The organism is Herbaspirillum sp. alder98 (assembly GCF_020179755.1).
GTDB lineage: Bacteria > Pseudomonadota > Gammaproteobacteria > Burkholderiales > Burkholderiaceae_D > Herbaspirillum.
This window is the reverse complement of sequence record NZ_JAIUCY010000002.1, coordinates 560,702-575,539: the sequence shown is the minus strand read 5'-3', so window position 1 is coordinate 575,539 and position 14,838 is coordinate 560,702. Positions and strand designations below refer to the sequence as shown.

The 14,838-nt window shown below is 65.2% G+C and carries 12 protein-coding genes; 3 read left to right on the top strand and 9 right to left on the bottom strand.

Annotated features, from left to right (window positions below; all coding sequences use genetic code 11):
* Positions 1 to 36: 36 nt before the first annotated feature.
* Positions 37 to 1,287 carry a PepSY-associated TM helix domain-containing protein gene (locus tag LBW87_RS07295; protein WP_225200776.1) on the top strand — a complete coding sequence of 417 codons (1,251 nt, stop codon included), beginning with the start codon at positions 37 to 39 and terminating at the stop codon, positions 1,285 to 1,287.
* Here the strand turns inward: LBW87_RS07295 and LBW87_RS07290 are convergent.
* Positions 1,261 to 2,151, bottom strand: a complete 891-nt coding sequence (locus LBW87_RS07290; RefSeq protein ID WP_225200775.1) for a LysR family transcriptional regulator — start codon at positions 2,149 to 2,151, stop codon at positions 1,261 to 1,263. The genes LBW87_RS07295 and LBW87_RS07290 overlap by 27 nt on opposite strands.
* A 93-nt stretch (positions 2,152 to 2,244) precedes the next feature.
* On the opposite strand from LBW87_RS07290, the gene LBW87_RS07285 reads away from it, so the two are divergent.
* Together LBW87_RS07285 and LBW87_RS07280 are read left to right on the top strand one after the other, a co-directional pair.
* A complete protein-coding gene (locus tag LBW87_RS07285) occupies positions 2,245 to 2,661 on the top strand; it encodes a VOC family protein (protein WP_225200774.1) in 417 nt (138 codons plus the stop codon).
* The gene (locus tag LBW87_RS07280) at positions 2,658 to 3,608 is read left to right on the top strand and encodes a 2-hydroxyacid dehydrogenase (protein WP_225200773.1); all 951 of its coding nucleotides are present in this window, start codon (positions 2,658 to 2,660) and stop codon (positions 3,606 to 3,608) included. The genes LBW87_RS07285 and LBW87_RS07280 overlap by 4 nt, the downstream gene beginning before the upstream one ends.
* Positions 3,609 to 3,613: 5 nt before the next feature.
* On the opposite strand, the gene LBW87_RS07275 is transcribed toward LBW87_RS07280, so the two are convergent.
* From LBW87_RS07275 to LBW87_RS07240, 8 genes are all read right to left on the bottom strand, one after another.
* Positions 3,614 to 4,537: a bestrophin family protein gene (locus LBW87_RS07275; RefSeq protein ID WP_225200772.1), complete on the bottom strand. Its 924-nt coding sequence runs from the start codon at positions 4,535 to 4,537 to the stop codon at positions 3,614 to 3,616.
* 182 nt (positions 4,538 to 4,719) lie between these two features.
* On the bottom strand, positions 4,720 to 5,931 hold the full coding sequence (gene purT / locus LBW87_RS07270; protein ID WP_225200771.1) for a formate-dependent phosphoribosylglycinamide formyltransferase: 1,212 nt from the start codon (positions 5,929 to 5,931) through the stop codon (positions 4,720 to 4,722).
* 314 nt (positions 5,932 to 6,245) lie between these two features.
* Positions 6,246 to 8,504 carry a TonB-dependent siderophore receptor gene (locus LBW87_RS07265; RefSeq protein ID WP_225200770.1) on the bottom strand — a complete coding sequence of 753 codons (2,259 nt, stop codon included), beginning with the start codon at positions 8,502 to 8,504 and terminating at the stop codon, positions 6,246 to 6,248.
* Between the two features lie 124 nt (positions 8,505 to 8,628).
* On the bottom strand, positions 8,629 to 9,810 hold the full coding sequence (locus LBW87_RS07260) for a multidrug effflux MFS transporter (protein WP_225200769.1): 1,182 nt from the start codon (positions 9,808 to 9,810) through the stop codon (positions 8,629 to 8,631).
* Entirely contained in the window at positions 9,807 to 10,772 is a 966-nt protein-coding gene (locus tag LBW87_RS07255) for a helix-turn-helix transcriptional regulator (protein WP_225200768.1), read from the bottom strand. The genes LBW87_RS07260 and LBW87_RS07255 overlap by 4 nt, the downstream gene beginning before the upstream one ends.
* Before the next feature lie 167 nt (positions 10,773 to 10,939).
* Positions 10,940 to 12,778, bottom strand: coding sequence for an IucA/IucC family protein (locus tag LBW87_RS07250; RefSeq protein ID WP_225200767.1), 1,839 nt, complete (start codon positions 12,776 to 12,778; stop codon positions 10,940 to 10,942).
* Complete coding sequence (locus LBW87_RS07245; RefSeq protein ID WP_225200766.1) at positions 12,775 to 13,377, bottom strand: GNAT family N-acetyltransferase; 603 nt, start codon at positions 13,375 to 13,377, stop codon at positions 12,775 to 12,777. The genes LBW87_RS07250 and LBW87_RS07245 overlap by 4 nt, the downstream gene beginning before the upstream one ends.
* The gene (locus tag LBW87_RS07240) at positions 13,374 to 14,669 is read right to left on the bottom strand and encodes a lysine N(6)-hydroxylase/L-ornithine N(5)-oxygenase family protein (RefSeq protein ID WP_320442715.1); all 1,296 of its coding nucleotides are present in this window, start codon (positions 14,667 to 14,669) and stop codon (positions 13,374 to 13,376) included. Before LBW87_RS07240 ends, LBW87_RS07245 begins: the two co-directional genes overlap by 4 nt.
* Between the last annotated feature and the right edge of the window lie 169 nt (positions 14,670 to 14,838).

Below are 14,838 nucleotides of genomic sequence, written 5' to 3'. Positions count from 1 at the left end.
CGGGCTTTATTGCCACTCTGCCATCCTTCGATAGCCATGCGCGCATTGTTCGTCATCATCCACCGCTGGTTCGGTCTGGCAGCGGCAGTCTTCCTGTTCATCTCGGGCGCAACCGGCGCCGTCATCTCGTGGGATCACGAGCTCGATGCCTGGCTCAATCCGCAACTGTTCGAGGCCCGTAGCGCCGCCCCCGGCGCCAGCGCGCAGCCGGTGCTGGATGGCCTGACCCTGGCCAACCGGGTCGAGCAGGCCGAGCCCAAGCTACGCGTGACCTATGTGCTGACCCAGGAAGAACCGGGTCACACCATGAACATGATGATCGAGCCGCGCCTGGACCCTGCCACCGGCAAGCCCTACGTGCTCGATTTCAACCAGATTGCGGTCGATCCGGTCACCGCCGAGATCCAGGGCCGGCGCATGTGGGGCGCGATATCACTGTCGCGCGAAAACCTGCTGCCGTTTCTCTACAAACTGCATTACACGATGCACCTGCCGGATATCCGCGGGATAGAAACCGGCATCTGGCTCATGGGCATCGTCGGCATCGTCTGGGCGCTGGACTGTTTCATCGCCTTGTACCTGTCCTTCCCCAACTGGCGCAGCTGGCGCAAGTCGTTGGCGTTCCGCTGGCGCGACGGCGGCCACAAGCTCAATTTCGACCTGCATCGCTCGGGCGGCGTCTGGGTGTGGGCCTTGCTGTTGATCCTGGCGGTGACCTCGATCTCGATGAACCTGGAACGCCAGGTCATGCGGCCGATCCTGCAAACCATGTCCACGCTCAGCACCGGCCCGTTCGAGACCCGCACTCCGCTGGCGCCCGAGAAGGTCGTCGAACCCCGCGTCAGTCGTGAACAGGCGGTGCAACTGGGCGTCGAAGAAGCCCGCCGTCGCGGCCTGGCCGGTCCGGTGGGCGGCGTGTTCTATTCGTCCATGTTCGGCGTCTACGGGGTCGGCCTGTTCGAACCCGGCAACGACCATGGCGACGGCGGCCTGGGCAACGCCTGGCTGTATTTCGATGCGGCCACCGGCGCGGCCGAAGGCGGTCGCGTGCCCGGCACCGGCAGCGCCGGCGATATCTTCCTGCAGGCGCAGTTTCCGCTGCATTCGGGGCGCATCCTGGGCTTGCCCGGTCGCATCCTGATTTCGATCATGGGGGCATTGGTGGCGATGCTGTCGGTGACCGGCGTGATCATCTGGGTGCGCAAGCGGCGCGCCCGCCTGCAGCAGCGGCAGCGCCTGGTCGGCAGTACCCCCGGCGCCTCACCCGAGGCCTGGTCCAGGCGCTAGGACCTGCAGCGCCTGCTGCAACAGTTGCAGCATCCTGGGGCGCTCGCCCTGGGTGGCGCTGAGCAAGACGATGTCGCGCCGATAGCGCTGTTGTTCGGATCCCTCGATGGCGTGCATGCGACAGCCGCTGGCCAGCTTGTCGATGCCGCCCCAGCGCGGCACCAGGCTCACGCCCACACCGTCGGCGACCAGGATGGCGATGGTTTCCAGTGCGTCCAGATCACACAGCACGGCCGGTTGCAGGCCATTGTCATCCAGATAATGCTGGGCCGGGCGCGCGCCCCAGGCATGCGGATCGTAGCGAATATAGGGGTGCTGACGCAGCAGCGTGGCCGGGTCGCCACGCAGGCCGCGTCGCGCCAGCAGGATCAGTTCTTCCTGGCGCAGCACCTGGGCCTGCCAGCCGCGCGGCAAGGCGAACGGCGGCGCCACCAGGATCGCCGCATCCAGCTCGCCGGCCAGCAGCGCCTGATAGAGCGAACGCGAGGTGCCCGGCACGATGGCCGGGCGCAATTGCGGCGCCTCGCGGGTCAACTGGCGCAAGGCGCCCGGCAGCAGGCCGGTGAGCGCGGTGGAGATGGCGCCGATGCGCAGCGTGCCGGTCAGGCCCCGGGCGTCGGCGTCGCCGGCCAGCAGGGCCACCTCGCGCACGATGCTGCGGGCGCGCGGCAGCAGTGCGTTGCAGGCCTCGGTGGCGCGGGCGGCATGTCCGGCGCGCGACAGCAGTTCAACCCCCAGTTCGCGCTCCAGCGCCTGCACCCGCTGGCTCACGGCCGCCGCCGTCAACCCTTCATTGCGCGCGGCGTCGGCGATCGAACCGCATTCGATGACGGCGATCAAGCTCTTCAGATAACGGCTATCCATAAATAATTCTTTTGGATGGATTAAAAATTACATGCTATCTCTTTTGATTTGCCGCCGCTATGCTAGCGGTTTTCATCCCGCATTGAGGTTTTCATGAAATCGATCTTCCACCTGGCCTATCACGTGCGCGACCTGGATGTCGCACGCCGCTTCTATTGCGACCTGCTGCAATGCGAAGAAGGTCGCAGCACCGACACCTGGGTCGATATCGATTTCTTCGGCCACCAGTTGTCGCTGCACCTGGGCGAACCCTTTGCCGTGACCAATACCGGCCGCGTGGGCAATCACATGGTGCCAATGCCGCACCTGGGCATCATCCTGGCCATGGTCGACTGGAAAGCGCTGGCTGATCGTCTCACCGCCAGCGGCGAGGTCGAGTTCGTGCTGGCGCCGCAGATCCGTTTTGCGGGCGAGCCGGGCGAACAGGCGACCATGTTCTTCCTCGACCCGTTCGGCAACCCGATCGAGGTCAAGGGTTTCGAGCGCCTGGAGCAGGTGTACGCCAAATGAGCGAGGTCGCACCGATTGTCTTCGTCAGTCGTGAAGACGCCACCAATGCGGCCGACTGGGTGCAGGCGCTGCAGCAGGCCATGCCGGGCGAGCGCATCGTACCGTTCGATGCGCTCGATGAGCAGGCGCGCGCGCAGTGCCAGATCGCGGTGGTCGCCAACCCGGATCCGCAGCGCTTGCGTGACTTGCCGCAATTGCGCTGGGTGCACAGCGTCTGGGCCGGCGTCGAACGGCTGGCGCCGCAATTGCGCGACAGCGGCCTGCAACTGACGCGCCTGGTCGATCCCCGCCTGTCGAGCACCATGGCCGAAGCAGTGCTGGCCTGGACCCTGTATCTGCATCGCGAAATGCCGCTGTATGCGCAGCGCCAGCGTTTTCGGGTATGGCAGGCCGAGCAGTATGTGTTGCCCGAGCAGCGTACCGTCGGCATCCTGGGGCTGGGCACGCTGGGCGTGGAGGCAGCGCGGGCGCTGCTGGGAGCGCGCTTCAAGGTCTGTGGCTGGAGCCGCACGGCGCGCTCGCTGGAGGGCGTGCAGACCTATAGCGGCGAACAGGGGTTGCACGACATGCTGGGCCGGTGCGACATCCTGGTGTGCCTGTTGCCGCTGACGTCCGACACCCATGGTCTGCTCAATGCCGAGCGCCTGGCCATGCTGCCGCCGCAGGCGCAACTGATCAATTTCGCTCGTGGGCCGATCATCGACGACGCCGCCCTGTGCGCCGCGCTCGACAGCGCCCGCCTGCGGCATGCGGTGCTCGACGTATTCGCCACCGAACCGTTGCCGGCGGACCAGTGGCAATGGACGCATCCGAGCGTGACGGTACTGCCCCATTGTTCGGCGCCGACCAACCGCGAGACCGCCTCGGCCATCGTGGCGGCCAATGTGCAGCGCTTTCGCCGCACCGGCGAGATCGCAGCCAATGTCGATCTCGAACGCGGTTACTGATTGGCCTAGCTCAAGCGGTAGTCCTTGCCGCGTACGATCGCCGGCAGCATTTCCTGTCCGCTCAGTTCGGCCAGCGAACGTTCGATCTCGCGACAGATGGCGTCCAGCGCCAGTCCGTTGGGGCTGTCCCTGAACGGTTCGGCGATGTCGCCGGCAATGGCTTCCAGCGCCACGAAGGTGTACGACACGAACACCGAGATCAGTGGCGTGGCATAGCCGATGGCGTCGACCAGGCCGAACGGCAGCAACAGGCAGTAGAGATAGACCGTGCGATGCAGCAGCACGCCATAGGCGAACGGAATCGGCGTGGCCGCGATCCGCTCGCAGGCGCCGATACAGTGATTGAGTTCATTCAGCTGGGCATCGCACGACCATAATTGCGCCGCACCGAGCGCATCGGTGCGCTCCGCTTCGGCCAGCATCTGGCGCAGCTCATGCATCAATTGCACCGGCAGGTAGTGCGCATGGCGCAACCGCAGCGCTTGTTGCAGCGGCAGCAGACGGGCCAGGTCCTGGTCCGCGCTGGTATGGCGCAACTGGTGCTTGAGGGCGTAGACCAGCGCCGTCAGGCGGGCCACGAACAGGCGCTGGTCAAGCGCGCCATGGGCATCGTCGCGGACATAGGCGCGCGCCTGCGAGGCCAGTGCGCGGGCGGCGATCAGCAAGGCGCCCCATATTTTCCGGCCCTCCTGGAAGCGGTCATAACTGGCGGTATTGCGAAACGCCAGGAAGATCGCCAGCGCCACGCCCAATAAGGTGAAGATCGAGGTGTTCAGCGGCAGCTTGTCGCCCAGCACACGACCGCCGGTGAAGACGGCCAGCGTCGACACCGCCGTCATGACCGCCATCTGCGGCAGGATCGCCGGCAACACCGAGCCATTCCAGATAAACAGCAAGCGCCACCAGTTGGGCGGCGAACGGACGATCATGAGGTTTCCTTTGCAGGTGGGCGAACCGCTTCGCCGACAGCCTTGAGCATAGGCGCATGCGTGGCTGGCGGCGTGTACAGATTTGTGTGGACGCAGCCGGTACAGCGGTTCGCCCAGGCCCAAAATAAAAAACCGGACGCCGATTTTCATCGGGGTCCGGTTTTTTACTGGAGCAAGCTGGATCAGTCGGGCATCACCGGCTTGACCTTGGCCGCAGCCTGCTTGGCGCGGATGCGGGCCGATTCGACATTGTCGGCGGCCGCCAGCGCCACGCCCATGCGGCGGCGCTGGAACGATTCGGGCTTGCCGAACAGGCGGATATCGGCGCCAGGAATACGCAGCGCTTCGGCCACGCCGTCGAAGGCGATGGCGCGGGCGTCGTGCTGGCCGTAGATCACGGCCGAGGCGCCCGGCGAGCGCAGCGCGGTATTGACCGGCAGGCCCAGGATCGCCTTGGCGTGCAGTTCGAATTCGCTCTGCACCTGGCTGACCATGGTCACCATGCCGGTGTCGTGCGGACGCGGGCTGACCTCCGAGAACCAGACCATGTCGCCCTTGACGAACAGTTCGACCCCGAACAGGCCCAGGCCGCCGAGGTTCTCGGTGACCTTGCGGGCGATCTCGCGCGCCCGTTCCAGTGCGGTCGATGGCATCGGATGGGGCTGCCACGATTCGACGTAGTCGCCCTTGACCTGGACGTGGCCGATCGGGTCGCAGAAGCTGGTGATGGTGTCGCCGTTCTCGTTGAGCGAGCGTACCGTCAGCAGCGTGATTTCGTAGTCGAAATCGATGAAGCCCTCGACGATCACTCGTCCGGCATCGACCCGGCCACCGGCGGCGGCGTGGTTCCATGCGGCCTCGATCTCGTCGGGACCATCGATCTTGGACTGGCCCTTGCCCGAGGACGACATGACCGGCTTGATCACGCACGGAAAACCGATCTGCTGGATCGCCGCACGCAGCTCATCGAGGCTGTCGGCGAAGCGATAGGGCGATGTCGCCAGGCTCAGGGTTTCACCGGCCAGGCGGCGAATGCCTTCGCGGTTCATGGTGAGCCAGGCCGCGCGCGCAGTCGGGATCACGTGTGCGCGGCCTGCCTCTTCCAGCTGCACCAGGGTCTCGGTGGCAATGGCTTCGATCTCCGGCACGATCAGGTCGGGCTGCTCCTTGGCGATGAGCTCGGCCAGCGCGGCGCCATCGGTCATGTTGATGACGTAGGAGCGGTGCGCCACCTGGTGGCCAGGGGCATTTTCATAGCGGTCCACGGCAATGACTTCAACACCCAGGCGTTGCAGCGCGATGATGACTTCCTTGCCCAGTTCGCCGGAACCGAGCAGCATGACCTTGGTGGCGGATGAAGAGAGGGGGGTGCCTAGTCGGATAGCTTTTTTCATAACGTCGGGGGGAGAAGCGCCGCGGTGTGCGGTGCGTTGAATCGATAATCGCGGGACGATACCAAATCTTGCCTGGTTTGGACAGCAGCCATTCTCGCCGCTTGCACTTGCGGATCAAGCGCCATCGATGCCTGGGTAAAAACGAAGTTTCCCGGGGGTAATTTAAATGATGAGCCTTGATGTAATTAGCCGTTAATTGATTCTAACTGCTTGCAAGTATTAGCAATCCGAATTGGCGCTGTTTTGTCTTCATGACAACAATGCAAGTACGGCATGGTGGCAACTTTTTTTACAGTTTCTACGCGGGGGCCAGTTCAATAGGTGGCCCGCAGCGTCGCCCTTAGCTGGCGCGGATCGCCGATCCAGCCCTGGCTGTGAAAGCCCACCTGGCTATAGTAATGGCGATCGAACAGGTTGTCGGCATGCAGCGCCAGCGACAGCCGGCGGTCGAACTGGTAGCGCGCCATCAGGTTGACCAGGGCCACGCTGGCTTGCCCGACCCAGCCCTTGCCTGCGGGTTGGCTGGTATTGCGCCCGATGCCGTTGTGCCAGTCGACGCCGCCGCCCAGCGTCAGTTGCTCCGACAGCCTGAACTTGTTGAACAGTTTCAGCTGGGTCGAGGGGAAGGGATTGTCGAGCCGCCGCCCATCGGCGCTGCGCTTGATGAAGCGGGTAAAGCTGCTGCTGATCTCCCAGCGTGGGTGCAGCCTGCCGCTCAGTTCGAACTCGACGCCGTGCACCCGCACGCCGCGGGCAGGGCGCGAAGCCTGGCTGGCCGGCCGGCCGCGTACCTGGGTCCCGGGTATCGTCACGGCCAGGTTGCGTTGCGTGGTGTCGAACACGGCCGCCGATCCATTGAGCGCGCCGTCATGCCAAGCTGCCTTGAGGCCGGCCTCGATGCTGCGTCCTTCGACCGGTGCCAGCAGGCGACCGTCGGCCGATTGTGCAAATTGCGGCTTGAAGATGCTGGTATAGCTGCCGTACAGCGCGTAGGTCGGGTCGAGATCATAGATTGCGCCGGCATAGGGAATCAGCTGGTTGCGATGGCGATAGCGCTCGTGGCTGCCGAAATAGTTGCGTTCGATGTCGATATTGGCCAATCGCACGCCGAGGATCAGATGCAAGGGCGCTGCCAGCGAAAAGCGTCCGGCAGCATACGCGCCGCTTTGCACGACGCGCCGATGGTTGGCCGGTTCGGTCTGTTCATTCCATCGCGGCTCGGCGATGGGCGCGCGGCGCCAGTCAAAGAAGCTGCCGATGTCAGGCAAGGGCGCTTGCTCGACATGGCGGTCGATGCGGCTGTGATCGATCACCCGCGACCAGCCCAGCACCGCCTGGTGCCGGCGCCCCAGCAGCGAAAACGGCCCGGTCAGTGACAGGCTGGCCTGGCGCCGATGGCGCGTGCCGTCGTAATGGCGCCAGACCTGCGACATGCCACGACCGCTGTCATGATCGGGAAACTTGCCCCGAAAGAGATTGCGCATGTGGTAATGCCCCTGATTCAGGTCGATTGCGGCCCGCAATTGCCAGGCGTTCTCGAAGCGATGCCGCAGGTTGGCCAGTAGCGTGCTCGAGCGTGTCTGCATGCGCGCCCAACGGGTGTTGTTGGACGCCGAACGATCGAATGCGGTACGGCCGCCATCGCGATAGAACAGAGGCACCCCGCTGCCAAAGCCGCGGGCGGCATCCTGCTGGTATTCGATCCCGGCACTGAGCTCGGTACGCGGCGCCGGGTTCATCGTGGCCACGCCATAGAAGGTGCCCGAGCGCTGCCCCTGCCAGCTGACGTGACTGCCGGCGTCAGACGTCTCGGCGACCAGCCGCGTGCGCCAGCGATGTCGACCAAGCTGCGGCAGCGAGACATCGACATTGGCCCGGCGCTCGCCCCAGCTGCCCACGCCCACCATGCCCGCGGCGTCGAACCTGCCCAGCGGCTGCTTGCGGATGAAGTTGATCGCCGCTGACGGCTCGCCGTTGCCGGTCATCAGCCCGGTCGCGCCGCGCACCACTTCAACCCGCTCGAAGATGGCCGAACTCATGTTGGTGGCGCCGAAGTTCCAGTGCGGCAGCAACGGCGAATGCATGCCATCGAATTGAAGGTTGTCGATGGCAAAGCCCCGCGCCGACAACTGGCTGCGATTGCTGTCGCTATGCACGGCGGCAATGCCGGGTGCCGCCAGCAGGGCGTCGAGTGCGGTGGGCAGGTTGGCGTCCTCGATCTGCTGGCGGGTCACGACGCTCACCGCTTGTGGCGTTTCACGCGGTGCCAGCGGCAGGCCGGTGGCGGTGCCCATGGCCTCGACGGTATAGGCGTCCGCCGGCGTGACGGCATGCGGGGCGGATACCGTAATGCCGGGCAGGCCGGCGCCAGGGTGCAGCGTATCGTCGGCCAGCGACGGCGCGCTGCAACACAAGGTGGCCGAAAGCACGCCGCCGACCGAGAGGCGCCGGGCACACCAGCGGCAGGCACCCGCCGAGCGCGGCGGCGTGGAGCGGGCAATGGACGAGCGGCCAAGGCGGGATGAGCGCGGGTTGCGGGAGGAGGCGGATGAAGGATGATGGGCGGTGAACATGGTATTTTCCGACGACTGTTGATGTAATGATAATTATTCTCGACATTCCATCCGCCAGCGTATGCAGTACGCGGCAATACCTATGCGCAGCGCTATAACAACCGCCAGTCGTCGCTCACAAGCGCTATTCGCCCCGCGCCTCGCGGTTGGGATCGCTGACGCGCCAGGCCAGCGCGCTCATCGCGCTGCAGGTCAGCAGCGCCATGCCGAGCCAGATGGGGCGGGTACCCAGCAGCGGCGCCAGCCAGCCGCTGGCCAGCGCAAACAGCAGTAGCTGGATGACGCCGGACAGCGAAGCCGCCGTGCCGCAATGATGCGGAGCGCAGGCCAGCAGGCGCAGCGTGATCGGCGGCGTGGCCATGGCCAGCCCGCAGACATAGGCGGCCAGCGGCAGGATGATGGTCAGGGGCGCGTCACCCCCGGTCACTGTCAGCGCAGTAGCGCCGCAGGCCATGCAGCCATAGGCGAGCAACACCACGCTTTGCTGGCCCACGCGCCCGGCCACCAAGGCCCCAACCATGGCGCCGGCGACCATGGGCATGAACAGATAGCCGAAATCGGTTGTCTGCCAGCGCAGCACATGCAGCAGCAGGTCCGGCGCGCTGCCGATGATCAGGCCCTGGCCGGCGACCGGCCATGCGCCGGCCAGGCATAGCGTCATGATCCGACGCTGACTGGCCAGGCCCGCGTAGTTGCGTAGCAGGAGGCGGATGTTGAACGGATGGCGTGCGGCCGCTGGCAGCGTTTCCGGCAGATGTCGCCGGCAGAGCGCCAGGGCCAGGATAGCGATCGATGCCAACGCCACGAAATTGGCGCGCCAGCCCAGTGACTCGGTGAGATATCCGCCCATGACCGGGGCCAGCGCTGGCGACAGGTTCAGCATCAGGATCAGCGCCGACATGGCACGCTGCGCACTGGTACTGGCACTGGCATCGTTAGCGCGGCAATCCTGGAGCATGGCCGGCGCCACCACGCTGCAGGCGCCGGCAGCAGCGCCTTGCAACATGCGACCCAGCAGCAGCGAATCAAAATCCGAGGCACCGGCGCACCACAGGCTGGCTGCCAGGTACAGGCCCAGTGCGACCAGGATCACGGGTCGCCTGCCATAGCTGTCGGCCAGGCCACCATGCAGCGGGAGGATGCAGGCATAGGCCAGCATGTAGCAACCCAGCGTGCGATGGATCGCCGCCGGCGGCAGCCCGAACTCAGCCGCAATAGCGGCAAAGGCGGGCAGGTAGAGATCGATCGAGGCGGGCCCGATGCTGCACAGCAGGCCCAGCACGCCGACCAGGCGAGGTGAGATCACAGCGACGCCAGGCGGCTGGGGCAAATGCCGTAGCGCTCGCGAAAGGCGGTCGAGAAATTGGTGGCATGACGATAGCCGACATAGTGCGCGGCCTGCTGCACGCTCCAGCCTTGTGCCAGTTGTTCGCGCGCCACCTCCAGCCGGCGCTGGCGCAGCCAGTGGAATACCGAACATTGGTAGGCCGCCTGGAATTTGGCGCGCAGGGTGCTCGGGCTCATGCAAGCCAGGCGCGCCAGTTCATGCAGGGAATGATCGTCGCCCGGGCAGGCATGCAGTTTCTGGCGTACCCGCTCAAGCATCTGGCGGTCACGCGGCGACAGCGGCGGCTGCTTCTGCGATGGCGCGTCGATGGCGCAATGCAAGCCATGCGACAGCAATTGCAGGCCGATGCCTTCGCGCAGCAGCTGATTCAGGGTGCCGCTCCACATGCAGTTGAAAAGGTGTTCGAACGCCACCGCCAGATGCGGCTGCAAGGACCACGGTTGCAGGCACTGACCGGGGTTGCGCAGCGCCTTGGCCAGCAGTTCGCTGCTCTGGTCTTCGCCCATGTCGGTCGTTTCCAGCACGGTCAGGCACAGACTGCGGATCTGCTGTCCGGCGGCATGGCTGGCGACCAGCGGCCGGGCGGCACCACCGGTGGCACTGACGCCCCCTTGTGCGCATAGATCCAGGGCCGAATCCTGGTGCAGGTGAAGCTTGCCCTGCAACAGCGCGATCACCGAGAAATACGTTGGTTGTCGCCAGACCGACTGGTAAGGAAAATCGACCACCAGATCGGATGCCGCCAGCCACAGGCCGGGACGCAATTCATGGCGGTCGATGCGACCCTTCGCAAGGTGGAATTCATCGACGACCGGAGTTTCCGGATCGCTATCGCCCAGCCGGTACAGCATGCCGACCGGGCGATCCAGCCGATTGAGTTCGGCCAGTGTGAATGAATGAGACGACGGCGCTACAGCCAAGGCAAACCTCCTGCCGGGTAAAGGGGAAATGGCCGGATGGGATAACCCGGCGTTGTAATCGATATCGGCGCGGCTGTGCGCAGGCCGTGCGAGGTCACGGCGATTGCGGCGCATTCATAGAATTAATTGCGAGATTTACCTCGATTGTTTTCGATCGACGCGCGTCTTTACGCCCCGCAAGGATCCAGCCAGCGGGGCCGGTGGCGGGCGATCGGATTGACCAGGTCGGCGGCCAGGCGAAAGCTGCCGACCGGATCGGCCAGGTTGACCATTTGCAGGTTGTTGGCCAGCTGCAGCCGGTTCAGGCAGGAGTGCAGCATGCTTGGTGCGAACAGGTCGAACTGGCGATATCTGGACAACTGCTGCGGATGCGTGCGCTGATAGCCGCTGATGCAAGCGGCGACGATGCGCCAGAAGTCGTCTTCGTCCAATCCGAGGTGCTGCGACAGCAGCGGGCTCAGATGGCGCAGGAAACCGTCGAATACATCCACGAAGATACTCAGCAGGCGAAACCTGTCGGGCACCTCGGCCCGCAGGCGGCTGGCGGCATCGGGGAGTTCAGCGTCGGGATCGAGGATGGCCGACTCCTCGGCGATGTCCTTCATGAAGACGCGCACCGGCACATGGTCTTCGAGCACCAGGATCAGGTTTTCGCCATGCGGCATGAACACCAGGTCGTGGCGGTACAGGCAATGCACCAGCGGCGCCAGGTAAGCCTCCAGATAGCGTTGCAGCCAGGTCATCGGATCCAGCGCAGAGGCGCGCACCAGCTCGACCACCAGCGCATCGCCATACTGGTCGACATGCAGCAGCGCGGCCATGGTCATCAGCCGCTGGCCAGGGCCGATCAAGGGTAGCGGGTTCTCGCGCCACAGGGCAGAGAACATCTTCTTGTACGGCGAATCGCCGCTGATGGCGCCTTCGTAGTAGCGATGGCGAAATCCCAGCGACGCCACCTCGCGCAGGATGCCGAACCCTTTGCCACGCAGGTAGGCGTCACCCTGCAGCAGGCCGTGGATGTGGGCATTGATGGCGGGCGTGCCGGCCATGTAGTAAGGCGACAGGCCGCGCATGAAACCCATGTTGAGGATCGATAGCGAACCCTTGACGTAGCGCCGGGTGGGGTGGTCGAGATTGAACAGGGTGCGGATCGACTGCTGGGCCCGATAGTGGTCCGCTCCGTAGCCCAGGCAGACCATGCGGCGGTCTGCCAGATAGGGCGCAAACGCCAGCGCCAGCTTGTTGAACCATTGCCAGGGATGCGCTGGCATCAGGTAGTAGTGCGCCGGATCGCAACCTTGGCTCTTTAATGTCGCATGAAACTGATCCAGCAGCGGCTGGCCCAGTTCCTCGCGCAGCAGGGCGTCGTGGTCAAGTTCAGGCACGCAGGCGAAGTGAGCGTGATCGCGGTGCACCGCCACCCATACCAGCCGTATCGGGATGCCAGCCTCGGGCGCATAGGCGTGATAGTCGTGGGCGTCGAAGCCGAGGCGGCCGTTGTTGGCCACGAAGCTGGGGTGCCCCTCGGTCATCGAGGCCTCGATTTCCTGGAAGCCGGCCTGCGCCAGTTGGGTGCTGCGCAGGTTGCAGTGGCACAGTTTGTAGGCTGCACTGTGCAGCGTACTGGTGATTTCATCGAGATAGATCGGCAGGCGCGCCGGATCGATGGCCAGCAGGTCGCGCAGTTCGGTCACGAATTGCAGCGCGTCCAGGGGGGCCTGTCGCTGCTGTTTGAGGCAGATGATGGAGTCGGCTGCGATGTCCCAGTGGCGCAGCGCCATCTGGCGCGCATCGAAATGGTATTCGATGGCGGGTGTCAGGCTGAGCCGATAGCGCAGCATGCCCGGCGTGGCGGCCGCGCCGATGGTTTCGGGCGCGATGATCATCTCGTGCGCGTACTCGGCCAGAGCCTTGCGCAGCAGCATCCGATTGGCGCTGGCCCAGGCCTCGGGTGTCAGATGGGCGGCAATGGCGCCAGGATGCGTCGCGTCGTCGTGCAGTGTCATGGTCGGGGCTCCGGTGGTTGGCAGGTGAGAAAATCGGCGTGGGTGCAGAAGGCCAGGGTGGCGATCTTGTCGGGCAGCGCGATGCAGCCGGCATCGCGAAATCCCATGCTGTGGTTGAGGGCGTGGATGCGCAGGTTGTCGACGTCCGGCTCGACCACCACGCGATGGGCTGCGAGTCGCTGGAACATGAACGCCAGCGCACAGCGCATCGCATTGCGGGTGAACTGCGGCACCCGGATCACGGGCGGCGCCACGAACAGGTGCAGGCCCAGGTCGCCCGGCTCGACTTGGTAATGGGCAGCGACCCGGTCATGCGCGGGGTCGTAGCATTCGATGACAAATGCCGGGCGCTCATCGGCGTGGCCGAGAAAGGCGCAGGCATGGCCGCTGCGCTGCATGCCGGCGTAATACGCGCGCACGCCGGCGGGTGACTTGTCGGGCATCGTCCAGAAGCGGCCACGTTCGCTGCTAAACCATCGCTGCAGCAGCGCCGCGTCGCGCTCGGCCTGCACCCGACGCAGGCGAAAGCCGTCCGGATGCGCCCCGGCAACGTCGATCCACCCACGCTCGGTGGGCCAACGGCGGGTGATGTCCGTCATGACGGCAATGGCCCAAAGGTCTGCAATGCGGTACGCGGTTCGATGCGATAGTGTTCCCGGCCGGTCAGCGCGCGCAGGATGCGGGCATTGCGGTGGCAGCACAGGCCGAGGTCGGGATTGCCGACGCCATGGCTGGCGAGACCACCGTTCTGCACGAATATCTCGCCGCCGTTACGGTCGATGGCGTAGTCGCGGGTCATCCGATAGCCACCATCATCGGCCCAGTCGATGCGCTCATGCAGTGGCGCTAGCAGCTCGGGCAGGCGGGTCGCATAGCCGGTGGCGAACACCACGCCATCGGCATCGATCGAAAAATCCCGGGCGCTGTCGAGATGCCGGAAGCCGAGCTGGAAGCGGTCGCCCTCGGCATCATGGCGGCAACTGCGCAACGTCGCGTTCGACGCCAGCCGATAGCGGTGGGCGGCATGCAGCATGCGCTCGTCGAGCAGCGCGTAGATGGCGTCGATCAGGCTGGCGTTGATGCCTTTGTAGATACTTGCCTGCTGGCGCAGGATGCGACGTCGCCGATGGGCCGGCAGGCTGAAGAAGTGATCGGTGTAGTCGGGCGAGATCAGTTCCAGCGTCAGTTTGCTGTTTTCCATCTGGAAGAAACGCGGGGCGCGGGTGATCCAGGTCAGCCGGAAGGCGTGGCTGGCGCTGGCGCGCAACAGGTCGTAATACACCTCGGCGGCGCTCTGGCCGCTGCCGATCACCACGATGCTGCGGCGTTGCAGCAGGGCGGGTTTGTGCTGCAGGTAATGGGCCGAATGCAGGTAGGGCGCGGCCGGCTGGTCGCAGCAGGGCGGCAGGCTGGGGACCGTGCCCAGGCCGAGCACCAGCCTGCGGGCGCACAGGCTGAAGTCGCATCGGGCAACATGATCGCGGCCGCTGACGAGGTACGCGCCCCGTGCCTCGTCGTAGCTGACCCGCGTGGCTTCGCAGCCCATGCGCACATTCGGCAGCCGCCGCACCACCCACTGGCAGTAACGGTTGTACTCGGCTCGCCGCAGGTGCAGTTGTTCGCGCATGTAGCACGAATAGAGCCGGCCGGTCTGCTTGCAGTAGTTCAGGAAGCTGAATTCACTGCGGGGGTCGGCCAGCGTGACCAGGTCGGCCAGAAAGGGGTTCTGCAGCGTGGCGTCGTCCAGCAGCAGGCCGGGATGCCAGTTGAATTCGTGGTTCTTTTCGAGGAACAGCGCGTCCAGGTCCGGCAGCGGCGCACTGAGCGCGGCCAGGCTCAGGTTGAAGGGGCCCAGCCCGATGGCGATGAAGTCATGTATGTCGGCGTGCATGCAAGTGATCCTGGCTTGCCTGCAATGGACGGCCTAAGACGGCGCCGCCTAGCAAGGCGTGAGCGAAAAGCCGGCACTGGGCCGGCTCGGGCAGGAGTCACTTTAGGGGAGTCAGGTCGCGCCGCGATCAGCCTGGCGCAGGGACCAACAGCGGTCATACGCGGCTCGG